Consider the following 18,625-nt stretch of genomic DNA (forward strand, 5'->3'; position numbering starts at 1 on the left):
CCAACAAAAACGTACCATATATTGAAAAAGCGATAGCCCTGGATGAAACAAGTCCCGGCTATCGCTCTTAGATTATGTAAGCTCTCAACTCATACTCGCCAAAAGCTCCTCAAGTCGATCCATAGTCTCTTCGGCACCTGGAACGGCATAGGTTTTCACCTTATCGAATACTTCGGCGCTTTCTTCAAAGACGGTTCCATAAGTCAGTTTGGTTTTGCCGTCCAGATCCTCGAAAAGGGCCGTCGCCACAAAATGGGGAAACACTGCATGTTTGAAGACGATTCGCTCGGGTTTAACGACTTCGATAATCTCGTTGGTGTTGGGAAAATTAACGCCGTCCGGACCGTGCATAGTGAACTGCCAAGTACCGCCCGGCTTCATTTCAAACTTTTCGAACGTTGTCGTAAAGCCTCGAGGTCCCCACCACTTCGACAGGTGTTCTTCATTCGTCCAAGCATCAAATACAAGATCACGTGGAGCATTAATTACGCGGGTAATCACAATTTCACGATCACCTACATGCGCTGCATTTTGACTGGTATCATTACTTTGGTTCATGTCATTCCTCCATAATTGGGTTGATCGGAGCTTTGTTTAATTATAGCATCAAAATGAATGCAGTGATTTCTCTCTAATTGCTCTGTTAACCACTGGCTGGAACCGAATATCAAAAAACCGTCATGCATCTAATCGCACGACAGTCCGCTAAGCTATTTCCTAACGAATGGTTTTTCACTTGGAAACGGCGAATAGCCTTTTTCTTCTTTCATTTATAATACTAGATTTCCCTTTTTACTTTGCCTCAAAATCCCCAAGGATCATCTGGTCTAAGGTCGTACCGCCAAGAACCATCGGGTATACATTTTCATCAGCAGGAATCTCAAATTCAACGAGAACCGGCCCCGGCGTGTCCATCGCCTCCTGCCACACTCGCTCTGCCTCCGCCTTCGTGCTTGCTCTAAGCCCTTTGATACCATAAGCATCCGCTAACATGACAAAATCAGGACTGCCGGCAAGATCGATTTGGCTGAAGCGCTTCTCATACATCAGCTCCTGCTGCTGTCTAACCATACCGAGCACCCGGTTGTTTAACACAACAATTTTGATTGGAATTTGATGGATAGCACAAATCGCCATTTCCTGAGCACACATTTGTATGCCTCCGTCACCGTTGATAGATACAATCAACCGATCCGGATTGCCGATTTGAGCGCCGATGGCCGACGGGAATCCGAAGCCCATAGTACCGAATCCGCCGGATGTGATTAAAGAACGGGGACGATTGAACTTGTAAAACTGTGCCGCCCACATTTGGTGCTGGCCGACATCCGTCGTAATAATCGCATCTCCCCTCGTCGTTTTATGAATCAATTCGATGACGTATTGCGGTTTAATCTCATGCTCAGAATCATTATATCTTAATGGAAATTCCGCTCTGTAGCGCCGGAGCCGCTGAGTCCATTCAGGGAATGTAGAGCTCTGCGCGAGCTTATTGGCGTATTGCAGCACTTCCTTGATATCCCCGACACAGGCGATATCTACCGCTACATTCTTCCCGATTTCAGCGGGATCGATATCGATATGCGCGATCCGCTTGGCATGCGGCGCAAATCCGTCCAGCTTCATGGTTACCCTGTCGTCAAAGCGTGAGCCGATAGAAATGATCAGATCGGCGTTTTGGATCGCTTGATTCGCAGCGTACTCTCCATGATGTCCCGGCATGCCGTACCAAAGCTCATGTGAGCTTGGAAAGCCGCCTAAGCCAAGCAAGGTGGTCACCACGGGAATATTCGTTGTCGTCACGAATTCCAGCAATTCTTCGGAAGCATTCGCATAAACAACCCCACCCCCAGCCAAGATGAGCGGCTTCTCCGATTCGGCAATGGCCCGAAGCAGTTTGCCGATCTGCTCCGGATCGGGACGCTGAGCCGGCTCATACCCGCGAATCTGTACGGGAGTGCTGCCATCAAACAGCTGCTCTCCCTCAACGGTCAGCACTTGATTCGATATATCCTTGGGAATATCGATAAGAACCGGACCTTTTCTGCCGCTGTTAGCCAAATAAAAGGCTTCACGGATGATGCGCGGCAGCTCGTTAACATCATCTACATAATAACTGTGCTTAGTTATCGGCATCGTAATGCTAACGATATCCGCTTCTTGGAAGGCGTCCGTTCCCCTTACGGTTGTAGGGACATTGCCGGTAATGATAACGAGTGGCACCGAATCCATGTAAGCTGTTGCGATTCCTGTAATCAGGTTGGTCGCTCCCGGACCCGAGGTGGCAATACATACGCCCACTTTGCCCGTCGACCGGGCGTAGCCGTCGGCAGCGTGAACGGCACCCTGCTCGTGCCGGGTCAAAATATGGCGAAACTCAGGCTCGCTCGTCATCGCGTCATAAATATATAGGGCATTGCCTCCAGGATACCCGAATACACATTCTACACCTTCCTTGATCAAGCCTCGCAATAAAGCTTCAGAACCGGTCATGGTTGTACTGCCGTGCTGCTGATACGAATTTGCTGCAGTTAATAATTGATTGTTCATTCGAGCTGCCTCCTTCTAATAAAATCCAAATAAAATAACCCCCTTCATCCCAAGCCGCAGCATACTACTGCCGTGCTTACAAGGACGAAAGGGGTTTATCTTTCGCGGTACCACCCTGGTTCGCTGAAACCTCGCGGAATTCAGCCTTATGAGGTAAGACGCTTCTTACCTGCGGCACGTTAACGGATGCCGATCCGGCCGCTTCTACACATCGAACCCCCACTTCCTGATCCGACTTTCCTGCAGCTGCTCCGAGACGACTTCATACAAATCTTAAGGCAAAGGTTTCAGCGGTTCCCCTGCTCTCTGGGCATAAGTTATTTGTATGGGCTTCTCTTCATCGCTTTATTTATTAGCTTAGTGTAAATAAACACAAAACCCCCTTCATCCAAGCCGCAGCATACTACTGCCGTGCTTACAAGGACGAAAGGGGTTTATCTTTTCGCGGTACCACCCTGGTTTGCTGAAACCTCGCGGAATTCAGCCTTATGAGGTAAGACGCTTCTTACCTGCTGCACGTTAACGGGTGCCGATCCGGCTGCTTCTACTCATCGAACCCCCACTTTCCGGGTCCGACTTTCCTTCAGCTGCTCCGAGACGACATCATGTCCGGCTTAAGGTGAGGGTTTCAGCAGCTCCCTCACTCTCTGATCATAAGCTCTTCGGCATGAACTTCTCTTCTTTGCTCTTCTCATTATTTTGTATGGTTAAATATAAAAAACCTCTCATCCGCAAGGAACGACAGACAGCTTCTGTCATAGCCTTAGGGACGAAAGGTTCATTTTTCGTGGTACCACCCTGATTTACTGAAATCTCGTGATCTCAGCCTCATGAGGTAAGATTCATCTTACCTGCAGCACGTTAACGGGTGCCGGTCCGGCTGCTTCTACTCATCGAAACCCGACACTCCTGGTCCGACTTTCCGTCAGCTGCTCCGAGACGACATCATGTCCGGCTTAAGGCAAAGGTTTCAGCAGCTCCTTCGCTCTCTGATCATAAGCTCCTCGGCATGAACTTCTCTTCAACGCAATAAATTTGTCTCATCATATCACAATGCTTCGATCATTTCAATCCGCTGCTATCAAAAAGTCGTTTTAAATGTAAAAATCTCATCAACAGCCTGCTGATACCCGCCTGATTTTCGTAAGGATTCGCTAATTGCTGCAGCTGCATTTTTGAAAGAGGGATGGCTTAATACATGATCTACGGCGTCACTTAACTGATATGCAGTCAAATTATTCATATCCAGCCTAATACCAGCTCCAATATGAGCCACTTGTCCTGCAATGATCGGTTGATCCGCACTCTGCGGGATTACAATTAAGGGAACCTCGTAATAGAGTCCTTCATGGGTACTGTTCATTCCACCGTGGGTAATAAACAATTTAGCATATTGCAGTACATCCGTTTGCGGCACGTAATTTTTTACAATGAAGTTACTTGGAATTTCCCCTAAATCAGCAATTGGAACTCTGTTCCCGACAGACATGACAAGCGTATGATCCGTGTTCCCGAATGCCTCAAAGCAAAGCTTATAGAAATCAACGGATTGGTTAAAGACGGTCCCTAGTGATATGTAAATGGGGTCTTTCCCCTTGATGGCACTAAAGTCGAAGTCTTCTTGAGTTAGCCGTGTTGCGATGGATGGACCTACAAATTGATAAGACGAGTCGAATGCTCCTCCATCGGGTTGAAACTCTCTAGACGTATACACGATGGTAAGCGGTGCAGGATTGCAAAACACCTCGTAAGGAGACTGGATTTCCACATCATATTGTTCCTTCAATGTTCCCGTCAGCCTCTGAAATTGATCGGTTATCGGTTTTGTTATTTCTTCAGGGACTGTAGTAAAAAAATGCTCCAGCATCCTATCGAACGATTCTTTGGTCTGGGCAAAGGTAGTACAGGAATTGATCGCAGGAAGCTTAAGAATTTGAGCGAGCAATCGCCCGCAACCAAACATGGAATCATGGATGATGTAATCGAATTGCTCTCCCTTGATCTGTTCCAGAACGCTCGGTATGACTATATCTGCCGTAAGCAGCAGGCCGTTGATTCTTTCGAGCACATAATTTCTACCGCCCGCAATAAAGGCTTTAATAAACCTCTGATCATCAATGGTTCGTACGGATGCTCCCGTCTTCTCTATACGTTCCCGAAAAGCCTCATTTGTAAAGTACACTACCTCTTCGCCGCGAGAAATAAGCTCTTGCACAACTCCTAGCGTCGGATTAATATGTCCTTCCGATCCAGCATTAATAAATAGAACACGCGCCATGGCTACCGCTCCTTAAGGTCTTAAGTATTATATGTACTACCCCATGTCATCGCTCGAATCACTTAAAAGCTATCCATATTATCATAGTACACTATGTGATGATCTCAAAACTTTAAAGATGATATAGCGTTTGCAGCTTGTCACGATAATTTAACAAGAAGCTGATCCCAATAAAAAAACCGCGATATCCGCGGCAATATATGCGATTTACAGCTTTTCATCTGCAGTAATTTTCATTCCTCTTTGGAGTCGCTCCTGGAGATTCGAACGCACGGCATGCCATTCGTTCTCAAGAATCGAATAGTATGCGGTATCTCTAATGCCGCCATCGGTCGCAGGGATATGTGCTCTGCGTATCCCTTCAAACGCAGCACCCAGCCTTTGAATGGCAGCACGAGAACGCTCGTTGCGGGCATCGGTCTTAAGCGTAACTCGAATGGAGTGCCACGTGTCAAACGCATGAGTGAGCATTAGGAGCTTACACTCTGTATTGACTCCAGTTCGTTGGAACGAAGCTGCATACCAGGTGCTCCCTATCTCGGCAACGGTAGGTGGATTCTCATCACTTGGTACAGGTCCGCTGGAAGCACCAGGGGGCCATGGAGGAGGCCATTTGAAAACATCAAGATCAAGAAACCGTGTTGAACCTATAATACGTCCCGTTTCAAGATGACGAACTACAAACGGTAATGCACGGCCATTCTCATAAGCTCTAAGTGCTTCGTCAATGTATCGCTTAGCACTCTCCAAGCTATCGGGCACATTCGTATATGAATAAGTTGACCTTTCTTCCAAGGCTGCGGAATAGAGATCCTGGGCATGGTCCGTCGTCATAGGCTCCAGACAGATTAGATTCCCTTGAAGTGTTACTGGCGTAAGCATGGCATCACTACCTTCACATATTTGTTATTCTACCGGGAGAGTGCGATTGAGCCCGTATATTTATCAAATCACGCTCTATTGGTTGTACTTCATACATTGTACTGCCAAATCGGTATCCTATTAAGATCCAATTTTATGATTATTTATTAATCCAATACAGCTGCGTCTCGCATTCCCGTACTTAGTCAGATCGATTGCTGAATCCGTTAAAATGACTGAGCATCTGTATGAAATCTTGAAGCTCCGAATCTTCCCATTCCGAAATTCGTTCATAGAACACGGAACCTTTCTCCTGAAGCGCATCTATTACTTTTTGATGTCCATACCCGGTTAGAGATACTACGATCCCCCGCCCATCACTAGGTGATACCTCTCTATCTACATATCCCAATGACTGGAGCTGTTTGATAAGGCGGCTGACCGAGCTTCGATCCATCGCAGTGGATTCAGCCAAAGCGGCGGCATTAGTTGGGCCATAAGAGTATAGCCAACGAACAATATGAAAAGCCGCAGGCTGTAAGGAGGCATCAAATTTCGCTGCAGCTCTTACGTTCAGGGCATGTGCGGCACTGAGGAGCGCACTAAGCTGCTCACCCAATTCCATTTCCAATTTCTCTCTTGGAGCATGATTCTTTTCATTATGATTCATCTTTATTCACCTTTCTTTTGATCCAAAAATGGCCGAAATCTAATTGACATATATCAATTATATAATTATAATGGACATATGTCAATCATTATCCGTGATCCATCTATTCGCAGGGAGTGACAATTATTAATTAAAATTGTATCACATGAGGGGAGAAATGAAGATGTCTACAAAAGCAACGGTTGTTATAACTGGTGCCACCAGCGGTCTAGGACAGCTTGTCGCGCTCGAATTGGGCAAACGCGGTTTTGACCTTGTCTTGACAGCCAGAAGTAAAGAACGTGCTGAAGCTGCGAGAAAACGTATAGAGACAAGTGCTCCATCGGCGAAAGTAGACTTTTTCTACGGGGACTTAGCGCTAATGAAGGATGTCCAACGGGTTGGGAGCGAAATAGCCGCCGCCTACCCCCGAATTGATGTGCTGCTGAACAATGCGGGAATCCATGCTTTCGAGCCTCGAATCACGACCGAAGGGCTGCCTGAGATGATGGCAGTCAATTATTTAGCACCATGGCTGTTAACCCGCACTCTAAAACCATCTCTGCAAAACTCAGACAAGGCCAGAGTCGTTAATGTTGCCTCCGAAGCCTCACGTCGTCACGGTGTTTTGAAGCTGCCCGAGGATTTAACGGATTCGGCTCCTTTTACCGCGCACGGCTCGTCACTCATCTATGGAAAAACAAAATTGCTAAACATCATGTTCACTGCTGAACTGGCACGAAGGTGGGCGGGTACAGGAATCAGCGTTAATGCACTAAATCCCGGGTTTAACGTAACCGGACTCGGACGTGAGCTATGGTTTGCCCCTTTTATAGAACGATTGCTGAAGGCTCTTCATATAGGAGATCCGCGAAGAGGAGCCGATATTATCACCCGATTGATTGTGGAGCCGGAATATCACAGCTTGACAGGCGGCTACTTTAATGTTGGATCGGGAAAGCCTATCGAGCCTGTAACACCCGGAGGAGATCCCCAAATGCAGCACAAGCTGTGGAAGGCAACAGAGAACTTGCTGGAGCAAAGAGGATTTTTACTCTAAAGATAGTCAGTATAACTAACCGTTAACACAAAGCAGCTGCCGGTTTATGAACCAGCAGCCGCATTATAATGAATATAGTCAAATCATTCGCCTTTGCATTCAGTCATCAGGCTTTTTATCCCAAAGCCTGTAAGCCGTTCTTGTCATAAAATGCCGGCCCCTTCGTCCAAGCGCAGGCTAGATGCATCAATAACTCCGCCGTCATGCGCTCGCGTATCGCCGCGTGCTCAGCAGCGCCGTATAAGTTATTCCATTCGTTCGGATCCTCGGCCAAATGATACAGCTCACCTTGGACCTGATCGACCCGCGAGAGCGCATTTTGAAGTCCTCCCGGTAAATACAAAATGAGCTTCCAATCCCGCTTGCGCCACATTAGCGCAGGGGGCATGTGCGTACCGCCGGTTCCTTTGGCGTGGAACTCACAGAAAGTACCTTGGCGCTGGAGCTCACCGAACAAATCCAGTCCCGGCAACTGCGGATTGCTGTTAAGTCCGGCAACGTTCATTAGAGTCGGTACAAGATCGATCAATTCCGCCGGACGTTCATCTACCGTTCCTCGCTTATCTTCCGGTATGAGCGAACCGGAGAGGATCAGCGGCACGCGGACACTGCTGTCATACAGGCAATACTTACTAAAGCGATATCGGCGCTCGCCCAGCATTTCCCCATGATCGGACACGAAGACGATCAGCGTATTCTCGAGCCTTCCCTGCCGATCCAGAATTTCCAGCGCCCGCCCGAAATAATGATCCAGCCACGAACAGTTGGCCCAGTAACGAAGCGTCGTCCGCCTCCGTTCCTCCTGCGTCATCTGCTCCCATACAAGCCTTTTGTTAAGATAGTTTGCGCGGGTCTGAGTGCTGCCCTCCTCATTGGCAGCGAGATGTGTACCTTGCTCCTCTTCCCAGGGCGGCTGCGGCAAATCCGGGATATCCTCCAGCCGGTACAAGTTCTCAAATTCCTTCGGCACGTTGAAGCCCGCATGCGGCTTCAGGAACGATAAGTATAGAAACAAAGGGCGTTCTTCGTCCAGGCCGTCTTCCAGAAACTGCAAGCATTGCTCCGCCACCCAGCCGTCACGATGCAAATGCATCGGTACCTGGCTCGTGCAGCCGATATACCCGTTGGCGTTCTCTTCTCCGCCTCCGTAATGCTTCGTCTCCTCATGATAAGCGGCTAGCCCCTCCGGCTCAGTATCTCCCATCATGACAGCGCCCACTTCATAATGGCCGCTTTCCCGTGCCAGCCCGACCGCCCGCACTTCGAATCCTCTAGTCGGGGGATTCGAATTTTTCACACCGTGGTTCCAGTGCGTCTTGCCAAATCCCGCCGTTTGGTAACCGGCTTTGCGCATCAGTTCCGGCAACGGATCGACAGGCAGCTTGTCTTCGTCGTGCAGCCCGCCATAGTTGGTCAGCACACCCAGCTGGGACGGATAATACCCGAACATCATCGAGGTGCGGCTTGGTACGCACATAGGCGCCTGACATACCGCCTGATTGAAGATGATGCCGTGATCCGCCAGTTTATCGATCGTTGGAGTCTTAATGTGTGCATTATAACGACCTATGCAGTCCCAGCGCTGCTGGTCAGTCATGAAAAACAAGATATTCGGCTTGGTCTGTACCATTACCCTCTCTCATCCTTTCCTTCTTCGATGCCGTCTACGCTTTGATGGACCCTACCATCGCGCCTTTGGCGAAATGCTTTTGCAAAAACGGATACACCATCAAAATCGGTGCGGTCGCTACGATAACAGCAGCCATCTTGAGCATTTCCGACGGAGGCGGCTGCATCGAGACATCATAAGCCTGCAAATCGGTGTTCGAGGCGTTGATCAGCATATTTTGCAACAGTACTTGGATCGGCCATTGCGATGAATCGTTCAGATACAGCAAAGCCGAGAAAAACTGATTCCAGAAGCCGACAGCGTCAAACAAGGCGAAGGCTGCGATCGCAGGCAACGATAACGGAAGAATAATAGTCACCCATGTCCGGATATCGTTACTTCCGTCTATGGCTGCCGATTCATCCAGCTCTGCGGGAATGCTGTCAAAAAAGCCTTTCATCAATATGACGTTCCAGCCGCTAGCCAGTGCAGGCAGGATCAGCGACCAGATGCTGCCGATCAAGCCGATCTGCCTGACTAGCATGTAATGCGGGATCAACCCTGGGTTGAACAGCATCGTCAACAGGATCATCAGTAGAATCGCCTTGCGGCCCCTCAACCGTTTCCTGGACAGCGCGTAAGCAAGCGCCGACGTCACAACTAAGCTGCAGGCAGTACCTACTATCGCCAGGAAGGCGCTGTTGCCTACCGAGCGCAGAAACGCCCGGGTAGACAACAAGTATTCATAGGAGGCGAAGCTCCAATGGTCGGGAAACAGCACCCATTTCTTTTGCAAATATTCGGCCGGGTCCGTAAAAGAAACAACCAGTACATAATAAAACGGAAAGCAGGTCAGCAGCGCCAACAATGCCAACAATGCAGCATTGACTATATGGAACAGACCGTCTCCGATTCCTGCAGGCTTCATGCATGCCCCTCCTTTAAATGTATTGCCGTTTTGTGTTGACATTGAATTTAAAACACGCCGTCTTGGCCGAATTTTTTGGCGATGCGGTTCGCTAAAACGACCAGAATCAGCCCGACGACCGATTTGAACAATCCTACGGCTGTGCTGTAGCTGAATTGCGCACGCTGAATGCCATTGCGGTAAACGTACGTATCGAAAACTTCCGCAACTTGAGAGACAGCCCCGTTATACATGAGGAAGATCTGCTCGAAGCCCACGTCCATCATATGGCCCAACCGCAAAATAAGCAGGATTACGATGACATGACGGATTGCCGGCAGGGTCACATGCCACATTTGCCTGAACCGTCCCGCCCCATCCATCTTCGCAGCCTCATACACTTGCGGGTCCGCCCCTGCGATGGCGGCCAAGAAGATAATCGTTCCCCATCCGGCCTCCTTCCACATCGATTGCAGCGTAACCATCAACCAGAATAAATCGGGGTTTGTAAGTACATCAATCCTCTCCCGTCCCGCAGCCTCAAGCCAGTGGTTAACGAGCCCTTCTCCTTTGGCGAACAGCATAAAGGTTAGGCCGGCGATGATGACCCATGATAAAAAATGAGGCAAATAAATAACTGATTGAATGAACCGCTTGTAGATAGCGCTTCTTAGCTCATTGAGCATCAATGAAACGATGATCGGCACCGGAAAGAAAAAGATCAAATTCAGCACATTGATCGCCAGCGTATTGCGAAACAGCAGCCAAAAATCCGTTGTAGAGAAAAAGCGGTTAAAATGCTCAAGTCCTACCCATGGGCTGTGCAGTACTCCGCCGAACGGGGAATAGTTCTGGAAGGCGATAACGATCCCCCACATTGGCACATATTTGAATACAATGAAAAACAAAACACCCGGCAGCGCCAGTAAGTACAAGTACCGGTCCCGCTTCAAATCGAGAGTCAGCTTACTCCAGAATGGCCGTGCTTTGCGTCCGGAATCCGGATTTTCCCGGGGTGCCGGAAAGGAGCGTCCTTCTGCATGCTCCACCTGCCCCTCCCCCTTTCCTGTCGGTTTGCAGGTTTATTTGCCCGCCCGTTTATGATAGGCTTGCGTCATTTCTTCGGTCATTTTGACAACATCCGGACTGTTCTTCGTCTTCGCTACGAAATCATCCCACGCGCTGAGGGGTTCGCGTCCGATGACGATTTTGGATTTCAAATCAAGGATTTGCTTTTCCAGATCCGGCAGCACCTTCAGTGCCGTAGGTGAGTTCAGCCCTGCGCTAATATCGGGGACGCTTACCTTAGCCCGGTCGTCTTGAATCTTTTTCCGCTGAACATCGGCTGCTATCATATCAGGCGTTGCTGGAGGAACCTCTAGGCTCGGGTCTATAGGATTGACGATTTGATTGAAATCGGACGCGTTATCCGCATTCAGCTTCTCCGGTATGACGACCTTGGCTCCATTCACGACATTATGATGCACTCCTTCAATGCCAAATCGCTGGATGGTGCCCACTTCTTTGGTCATCCACGTATCGACCAGCTTCAATATCCGTTTCATTTTGGCTTCGGGAACCGTTTTGGGGATCGCCAGCAGTCCGTTAAAGCCCGTCCCCTTCGGCGTAAACCCGTTGATCGAGGTCAGCGGATAGAAATCCGTATCCTTGAAGGAAGGGACGATTTTGCGCAAATCCGTGGCGTAAACCCGGTTGCCCGTGCCTGTCTTATCGATGACGCTGCCCGCCCGATTGCCTTTGAACAAATCCCTCACTTGTGTTGTCTTGAGCGACAGCTGGTCTTCCGGCAACAGCTTCTCCTTGTAAGCCTTCGTCGTAAATTCCAGTGCTTTACGCACCTCAGGTAGCCAGGCCGTATATACCAGCTTGTCTCCATCGAGCTTCCACTTGCCGTTCACTCCGGTGAATGCCCCTTCGACCGTACCTAGCAGCGTCTCGATGCCGGTGGATAGTCCGTACGTATCGTTCTTCCCGTTACCGTCCGGATCCTGCTCGGCAAAAGCTTTCATTACCGCGTACAGCTCATCGGTCGTCGTCGGCGGATTCAAGCCCAGTTTGTCGAGCCAATCCTTGCGGACGATAAGGAAAGACTCGTCGTTCTCGTCACGGGCCCGGGGAATCCCGTAATTTTTCCCGTCATCCATCTTGGTCAGCTCCCAGGCAATCGCAGGCGTGCCATTCCATAAATTCGGATAATCCTTCAGGAATGGGGTAAGATCCCAGAACGCGCCCTGGGTCACCATCGTACGGAACGTGCTGTTGAACGGATCGTTAATCATTGTCAGATCCGGTATATCGCCCGATGCAAGCGCAATGTTTAACTTGTCCGAATAGATGTTGTTCGACACCCATTGAATCTTCATCTTGGAATTCGTCGCCGCTTCTATCGCCCGTTTAATGACATTGTCGTCGGAGGCCGGAGGCGTGCTTGGCGTAATCGTCATAATGCTGAGCTCAAGCGGGCCGTTATCTGCGGGCTGCGCTGACTTGGAATCCGGTTTGGATCCTGCGCATGCGGACAAAAATAATGTGGACAGCAGCAGCATGCCGGCCGTCACTGCAGTAACAGGCTTTAGTCCGGGATGCTTTCCGGTACTGCGGTTAGTATCGTTTCCATGATTCTTCCGCGGTTTTTGCGGCTGTAACGTCAGCCATGTTCTCTTTCCACTCATCCTCATATCCCCTATCTTCTCTCGTGACTTTTTTCTCTTTAATTTGCTATGAAATTTTACGATTCTGCTTCTGTTTTCTGAAACTTCCCGGCGTATTGCCAACCATCCGGCTGAACAAACGCGTGAAAAAAGACGTATCGCTGAAGCCTACGGCAAGTGCGATGGCCTCTATGCTCTTGGGCGTCTCCCGCAGCAGATGCTTGGCGCGTTCGATCCGTATTTGTTGAAGCATCCCCGTGATACTGCTTCCGGTTTCCTGCTTGAACACCCGGTTCAGGTGCCTTTGGCTTATATTGAATTCCTTGGCCAGGGAATCCCCGGTCAACTTTTGCTGAAAGTTCGTCTCCAGATATTGCCGTACTCTTCTGACCAGAATTTCATGGCCGCTAGCCAGAGGTCGATACCCCTTGGGCGCAGACTGCTCTTCGAGCACAAACCGGGATAGGCGAACCAACAGCTCGATCAGCTTTAACCGGTTCAGCAGCTCGAATCCGGGCTCCCGTGCCTTTCCTTCCTGAATGACACTTTCGAGCAGTCCAATGACTCCTCCGGATTGTACATGCGTCAGCTGGAGCCTTCTTGGCAAATGCTTCAACTCATTGAAGAAAGGAGCGACATAGGCAAGCTCGCTAAGCTCACCGTCCAACTCCGGCCATGCAGCCCGTACAGTCTCCGGTTGAAATAAGCAGTTGATAATTTCAAGCCCGGATTCGTGGACGTCGAGATAACAATGACTTTCGCCAGGAAGAATCGCATAAACATCTCCCGAATGAATGCTATACCATTCCTCGTTAATTTTGTGATGCCCTTCACCATGTACAACATAGACTAGTTCGATAAAATCATGCCGGTGCTCCTCCAGCCTATTGTGCATCCCATGTGAGGATCGCTGTACCCAAATGCCGTGTCCTTCCTTTTGGTATTGAGCAAACGATTTGACCAACATGCCTCCTACTCTCCCTTCCTTGTTTTCATCATAAGACTCGCGATTAAGATCATAACGAAATAATACCAAGTATATCGCTAGAATTTATATGATTTATAATATCTCATTTCGAATCGGTTCGTCATGTCCGATAAGGACAAAAAACCAGCTTATCGTGACAAATGTGTATTTGATCATGAATACAAAACTATATAATGGGAATGAAGTGTAACAAAAAAGCCATGAAGCTCTCTAGTTTGAGAGTTCATGGCCTACAGGCTAGAAGTACAAAAAATCATCAATCAGCGAAATATCATTTTCGATCCGCATTCGACTGTCTCGTAAAAAAATCGCGGGTCCAACCGTCGGGTTGACTCAAATCCCGGCTCCAGTACATACCGACGACTACAATAATTTCGCGCAGTCTTAGGAAGAGGGCCTGTTGGTCCTTCCAGCCCTCAGTCATTTAAAATCCCTTTAGCCTATCCCGATACCTTCGTAGTCAAAACCCATTTCACGCAAAGCCGTGGCCGGTAAAAAATTGCGGGTATCCAATATATACGGCGATTTCATCGTGTGGTAGATCCGGTTCCAATCCAACTGACGATACTCCTTCCAATGCGTCAACAATACGAGTGCATTGGCCCGGTCAGCCGTGTCTTCCGCATCATTACAATAGTCAATTGGCAATTCACTATGCAGACGCTGAAACATGTACATTCCCTTAGGATCGTGGACTCGCACCCTTACTCCGAATTGCAGCAGGTTCTTGATGATCGTCATTGCTTGTGTTTGACGCGCGTCGTCCGTATCCGGCTTGAAGGTAAGCCCCAAAATCCCGATTGTGCTTCCATTTAAGCTTTTTAACTTGTTCTGTATCTTGTTTATACAAAATTGGTTCATTTGCTGGTTCGATTCGACGGCTGCTTTAACGATGGTAAGCTCCTTTCCGTACTTTTGGCTGGTCGCCAATAATTCACCCGTATCTTTAGGGAAGCAGCTTCCACTCCAGCCGCTGGATACCTGCAAGAATTTTTCCCCGATCCGCGAGTCGAGCCCCATGCCTCTGGCAATATCGGTTACATTCGAGCCGAGAGCTTCCGATAATCTTGCGATTTCGTTGATATAGCTAATTTTTACCGCCAAGAACGCGTTGGAGGCATACTTGATTAATTCCGCGCTTTTTGCATCGGTTTCAAAATAAACGGTTTTATGCTCATTTTTGTTTGCTGAGATCGGCAGGCGGCGCATCATTTCTTCATCATGATACAGCTTTTCAACGAACGGTCTATATAGCACCTTCATGGTCTCTCTTGCTCTAAGGTTGGTTGTGCCGATAACAATGCGATCAGGATAAAACAGATCTTCAATCGCGAAGCCTTCCCTCAAAAATTCAGGATTACTTATAACGGCAAACTGTTCCTCCGCTTTCAACCCCGATGTCTCTTCAATGATCCTTGCTACGAGAGCGGAAGTACCAACCGGAACGGTGGACTTGTTGACGATAACCGTAAATCGTTCCGCGTTCAGATGCTCTCCTATGGAGCGGGCTGCAGCCTTCACATAGCTCAAGTCTGCCGTGCCGTCGGCGAGGGAGGGTGTACCAACACAAATAAACACAACATCCGCAGTATGAACATCATGATACGTATCGGTTGCCTTAAGCAAGGTACCTGCTTTATCCTGTATCAGCAAATCCAGACCCGGTTCGTAGATGGGGCTCCGCCCTCCGTTAATACAATCTACCTTGTGCCGGTCAACATCGATAACGGTTGTATGATTCCCTGCTGCTGAGAATGCGGCTGCCGTTACGCTTCCGACATATCCCGAGCCTATGCATATTACATTCACGCCCGTTCCCCTCCGTCCGATCCGCTCAGCTGTGAACGGTATATATCAATGGTTCGTATTAGCCCTTCCTCTAGTGTAATTTGCGGCTTCCAGCCGAGGAGTCTTATCGCTTTATCAATAACCGGACGGCGAACCTTGGGATCATCCTTCGGGAGACTGTGGAACGTAATGCGGCTGTTTGATCCGGCCAGCTTCTTAACAAGCTCCGCAACGTGCAATACGGAATACTCATCGGGATTTCCAACGTTAATGATTTCTCCCGTAGCCGAATCCTTTCCCATCATAAGCATGAGCCCATCTAAAGTGTCATCCACATAGCAAAAGGACCTTGTCTGGCTTCCGTCCCCATATACCGTAATATCTTGTCCGCGTAGGGCCTGGTTAACAAAATTCGAAATGACTCGCCCATCGTCGTTGCGAAGGTTTGCCGAGTAGGTATTGAATATTCGCGCCACTTTGACACCGGCTCCGAATTGATGATAATACTCGTAGCAGTATACTTCACCAAGACGCTTGGCTTCATCGTAGCAAGCTCTCGGCCCCCATGTATTGACATTGCCCCGATACGTTTCTTGTTGCGGATGTATTTCAGGATCCCCATACGCTTCACTCGTACTGGTATACAGCATCTTTGCTCCGTTGGCCTTTGCAAGCTCAAGCATATTTTTCGTTCCTATGGTGTTAACGGCAATCGTATCGAGAGCGGCGGCTTGATAAAATTTCGGAGATGCAGGTGAGGCTAGATGATAAATTTCTTCTGCTCCTTTTAACGGCTGCAAGGTTAAAACCTCTTGAGAAACTACATCCATCCGGATAAAAGTAAAGTTTGCCTTGTTTCGTATTTCCGCAATGTTGCTTTCTCTGCCCGATAGCATATTATCGATTCCGACAACCTGGTTTCCCTCGGCCAGCAGCCTTTTGGTCAGACACGAACCGAGAAATCCTGCGGCGCCCGTCACAATGATTTTTTTCAATGGATTCACTCCCGTCAATCTTTCTCGGTGCTTTCTATGGATTTATGCAAAAATAGCTTGAAATTTTCTTTCAAATGGTCATGCTTTAAAGCCAGCTCGACGTTAGCTTGAAGAAAACCTAGCTTATCGCCCACATCATACAATTTCCCTTCGTATTGGTAAGCCCAAATGGGCTGTTCCCCTATGAGGCCCTGAAGCGCATCGGTTAGTTGAATCTCTCCGCCTACTCCAAGCCTCATTTCCTCTAAGAAATCAAATATTTTCGGATCCAAAATATACCTTCCGATAATGGCTATATTGGAAGGGGGAGCAGCTATTGGTTTTTCAATCAAACCGGACACCAGCGTCAACTGTTTGTTTACCTGCTTACCCCGGACTATTCCGTATTTGCTTGTCTCCGACCATTTGACTCTTTGGACTGCGATAACCGATGACTGCTTCTCGTTATATATCTCGATTAACTGCTGCAAGCACGGCACCTGACTATCGATAACCATGTCCCCTAATAAAACGGCAAAAGGCTCATCTCCTATTGCATCGCGAGCGCACCAAATAGCATGGCCTAATCCGAGTGCCTGCTCCTGCACAATATAATGAATGGTGGCCAAAGAGCTGACATTCTCAATTAAGCTTACTAGATCCTGTTTGTTACGCTCTTTCAAATAGATTTCAAACTCAATGTTTTTATCGAAATGATGCTGTATCGATCGTTTATTGTCACCGATGACAATGTAAATGTCATGAATTCCGGATTGCACTGCTTCTTCGACGATATATTGAATGGTCGGCTTATCGACGATAGGAAGCATTTCTTTCGGTATGGCCTTAGTAACGGGAAGAAATCGGGTTCCAAGACCGGCAGCAGGTATAACAGCTTTGCGAATCGTTTTAATTGAAACTCCCTCCCTTCGTGATGCTCGGCTACTACCATCGTATGTAGGTAAGTGTAGTTACGACATCAGCCAATGTACGCATGATGATAGTCTAGTAGGGATTGGTGCAAATGGCCGTGCCATATCATATGGACTCCGCATAAAACTAGAAATAACACTGTGAAGGGACGATGACTTCCGATGACTATTGAAGTAAGCGTCATTATGATTACTTACAATAAATATCCGCAAAATTTGTATTCCTTATATGCACTGGAAAATCAAACCTTTAATAAGAAGAAAATGGAAGTAATAATGGTAGACGACGCCTCTACCGACAGAACGCCTAAATTGAAGCATTACCGTCCTCCCTTTCATTTTCGCTACATTCGCTGTGAGCAAAATGTCGGGAGATCCAAGGCTAAGAATATAGGTGTTGATGCAGCTCGAGGGAAAATCCTTATCATTATGGATGCAGAGATGATTCTGGACCCTGCTTATGTAGAGCAGCATTATAAACTTCATCAAGCCGACCCTAACCTGGTCGTAACAGGCTGCCTAAGACACTACAATGCATTTACGGTATTGGATAGAAAATTTAATATCGAGCAAGTTAAGCTGCTCAGGCAATTGAATCGTCAAAAAAACCCGCGCTACAGAAGATTGCGAATCCGGAGAATTTTCAGGAAATATCCGAAAAAAAGACTGTTTACCAAAAGAAACATAGCTCAACTCAAATATAAAAAGTATGCTTACCCAGCCCCCTTCTTTCGAGAAATCATTGAACGGCATGGCACCAATTATGAAGGCTATCATTTGGCTTATATTTTTGTAATCACTCATAATATTTCCCTCCGTCGAAGCACCTTGGACAAAATCGGTCCTTTTGATGAAGGGTTTAAAGGCTGGGGATGTGAGGATTGGGAGTTTGGTTATCGCCTGTATAAGCATGGCGTGAGAATCGTCGACAACCCGAAGGTGAGCGTATACCACCAGGAGCATCCGCGCAGTTTCGGTGCTCAAAATAAAGACGGCCTGATCAATTACCAATATTTCTTTACGCTTCATCCCGATTTTGAAGTCGGCGTGCAGGCCTTGTGCTGGATCGGCAAAAATCTGCTTGAAGTCAATGATCTGGTCGTTGACTATAAAGCATTGGCTCGTCAATATGAGCAGCAATACCCACATCTTATCCAGTCGTTTCTCCTATTGTTTGACACGATTCTAACCTTACTGGTTAACGATATGCCCGTAACGAATCTCCTGAACGGTTCCGAGACCATGCGGGATCCGCAGTGGCGGGATGCCTTTCTGGCAGAGCTGAGTCAGTGGAAAGCATCGGGAGAGTATCTGAATTTGCTCGCGCATTTGGAATGGCTGCTAAGCAAATGATCAA

At 48.1% G+C, this 18,625-nt stretch carries 15 protein-coding genes; 2 read left to right on the forward strand and 13 right to left on the reverse strand.

The features are described from left to right. Positions 1 to 84: 84 nt before the first annotated feature. From DVH26_RS22495 to DVH26_RS22515, 5 genes are all read right to left on the reverse strand, one after another. Entirely contained in the window at positions 85 to 558 is a 474-nt protein-coding gene (locus DVH26_RS22495) for an SRPBCC family protein (RefSeq protein ID WP_239625623.1), read from the reverse strand. 234 nt (positions 559 to 792) lie between these two features. Continuing rightward, a complete protein-coding gene (ilvB, locus tag DVH26_RS22500; RefSeq protein WP_239625625.1) occupies positions 793 to 2,550 on the reverse strand; it encodes a biosynthetic-type acetolactate synthase large subunit in 1,758 nt (585 codons plus the stop codon). A 1,081-nt stretch (positions 2,551 to 3,631) separates the two neighbouring features. Continuing rightward, positions 3,632 to 4,828 carry a macrolide family glycosyltransferase gene (locus DVH26_RS22505; RefSeq protein ID WP_239625627.1) on the reverse strand — a complete coding sequence of 399 codons (1,197 nt, stop codon included), beginning with the start codon at positions 4,826 to 4,828 and terminating at the stop codon, positions 3,632 to 3,634. A gap of 207 nt (positions 4,829 to 5,035) precedes the next feature. Beyond that, on the reverse strand, positions 5,036 to 5,710 hold the full coding sequence (locus DVH26_RS22510) for a GNAT family N-acetyltransferase (protein WP_345774010.1): 675 nt from the start codon (positions 5,708 to 5,710) through the stop codon (positions 5,036 to 5,038). Positions 5,711 to 5,891: 181 nt separating this feature from the next. Further along, positions 5,892 to 6,359, reverse strand: a complete 468-nt coding sequence (locus tag DVH26_RS22515; RefSeq protein ID WP_239625629.1) for a MarR family winged helix-turn-helix transcriptional regulator — start codon at positions 6,357 to 6,359, stop codon at positions 5,892 to 5,894. 163 nt (positions 6,360 to 6,522) lie between these two features. Here DVH26_RS22515 and DVH26_RS22520 point away from each other — a divergent pair, with 163 nt between their 5' ends. Next, a complete protein-coding gene (locus tag DVH26_RS22520) occupies positions 6,523 to 7,398 on the forward strand; it encodes an SDR family NAD(P)-dependent oxidoreductase (RefSeq protein WP_239625631.1) in 876 nt (291 codons plus the stop codon). 115 nt (positions 7,399 to 7,513) lie between these two features. Here the strand turns inward: DVH26_RS22520 and DVH26_RS22525 are convergent, their stop codons facing one another. The 8 genes from DVH26_RS22525 to galU form a co-directional block, all read right to left on the reverse strand. Next, positions 7,514 to 9,028, reverse strand: a complete 1,515-nt coding sequence (locus DVH26_RS22525) for a sulfatase family protein (RefSeq protein ID WP_239625634.1) — start codon at positions 9,026 to 9,028, stop codon at positions 7,514 to 7,516. Between the two features lie 34 nt (positions 9,029 to 9,062). Continuing rightward, on the reverse strand, positions 9,063 to 9,935 hold the full coding sequence (locus DVH26_RS22530) for a carbohydrate ABC transporter permease (RefSeq protein WP_239625636.1): 873 nt from the start codon (positions 9,933 to 9,935) through the stop codon (positions 9,063 to 9,065). A gap of 47 nt (positions 9,936 to 9,982) precedes the next feature. Further along, on the reverse strand, positions 9,983 to 10,963 hold the full coding sequence (locus DVH26_RS22535; protein ID WP_239625638.1) for an ABC transporter permease: 981 nt from the start codon (positions 10,961 to 10,963) through the stop codon (positions 9,983 to 9,985). A 33-nt stretch (positions 10,964 to 10,996) separates the two neighbouring features. Next, positions 10,997 to 12,607 carry an extracellular solute-binding protein gene (locus DVH26_RS22540; protein WP_239625640.1) on the reverse strand — a complete coding sequence of 537 codons (1,611 nt, stop codon included), beginning with the start codon at positions 12,605 to 12,607 and terminating at the stop codon, positions 10,997 to 10,999. Positions 12,608 to 12,653: 46 nt separating this feature from the next. Then, entirely contained in the window at positions 12,654 to 13,553 is a 900-nt protein-coding gene (locus tag DVH26_RS22545; protein WP_239625642.1) for an AraC family transcriptional regulator, read from the reverse strand. A 456-nt stretch (positions 13,554 to 14,009) separates the two neighbouring features. Then, a complete protein-coding gene (locus tag DVH26_RS22550) occupies positions 14,010 to 15,383 on the reverse strand; it encodes a UDP-glucose dehydrogenase family protein (RefSeq protein WP_239625644.1) in 1,374 nt (457 codons plus the stop codon). After that, a complete protein-coding gene (locus DVH26_RS22555; RefSeq protein ID WP_239625647.1) occupies positions 15,380 to 16,357 on the reverse strand; it encodes an NAD-dependent epimerase/dehydratase family protein in 978 nt (325 codons plus the stop codon). The genes DVH26_RS22550 and DVH26_RS22555 overlap by 4 nt, the downstream gene beginning before the upstream one ends. 14 nt (positions 16,358 to 16,371) lie before the next feature. Then, on the reverse strand, positions 16,372 to 17,250 hold the full coding sequence (galU, locus tag DVH26_RS22560) for a UTP--glucose-1-phosphate uridylyltransferase GalU (protein WP_239635458.1): 879 nt from the start codon (positions 17,248 to 17,250) through the stop codon (positions 16,372 to 16,374). Positions 17,251 to 17,430: 180 nt separating this feature from the next. Here galU and DVH26_RS22565 point away from each other — a divergent pair, with 180 nt between their 5' ends. After that, positions 17,431 to 18,621 (forward strand): glycosyltransferase family 2 protein, encoded by a 1,191-nt coding sequence (locus DVH26_RS22565; RefSeq protein WP_239625649.1) that lies wholly within the window; start codon positions 17,431 to 17,433, stop codon positions 18,619 to 18,621. Positions 18,622 to 18,625 lie beyond the last annotated feature (4 nt).

The organism is Paenibacillus sp. H1-7 (assembly GCF_022354825.1).
Taxonomy (GTDB): Bacteria; Bacillota; Bacilli; order Paenibacillales; family NBRC-103111; genus Paenibacillus_S.

Coding starts and splice junctions, on each gene's coding strand:
- DVH26_RS22505 (WP_239625627.1), bottom strand. CDS start 4,828: ATGGCGCGTGTTCTATTTATTAATGCTGGATCGGAAGGACATATTAAT.
- ilvB (WP_239625625.1), bottom strand. CDS start 2,550: ATGAACAATCAATTATTAACTGCAGCAAATTCGTATCAGCAGCACGGC.
- DVH26_RS22495 (WP_239625623.1), bottom strand. CDS start 558: ATGAACCAAAGTAATGATACCAGTCAAAATGCAGCGCATGTAGGTGAT.
- DVH26_RS22545 (WP_239625642.1), bottom strand. CDS start 13,553: ATGTTGGTCAAATCGTTTGCTCAATACCAAAAGGAAGGACACGGCATT.
- DVH26_RS22515 (WP_239625629.1), bottom strand. CDS start 6,359: ATGAATCATAATGAAAAGAATCATGCTCCAAGAGAGAAATTGGAAATG.
- DVH26_RS22565 (WP_239625649.1), top strand. CDS start 17,431: ATGACTATTGAAGTAAGCGTCATTATGATTACTTACAATAAATATCCG.
- DVH26_RS22525 (WP_239625634.1), bottom strand. CDS start 9,028: ATGGTACAGACCAAGCCGAATATCTTGTTTTTCATGACTGACCAGCAG.
- DVH26_RS22520 (WP_239625631.1), top strand. CDS start 6,523: ATGTCTACAAAAGCAACGGTTGTTATAACTGGTGCCACCAGCGGTCTA.
- DVH26_RS22510 (WP_345774010.1), bottom strand. CDS start 5,710: ATGCTTACGCCAGTAACACTTCAAGGGAATCTAATCTGTCTGGAGCCT.
- DVH26_RS22530 (WP_239625636.1), bottom strand. CDS start 9,935: ATGAAGCCTGCAGGAATCGGAGACGGTCTGTTCCATATAGTCAATGCT.
- DVH26_RS22540 (WP_239625640.1), bottom strand. CDS start 12,607: ATGAGTGGAAAGAGAACATGGCTGACGTTACAGCCGCAAAAACCGCGG.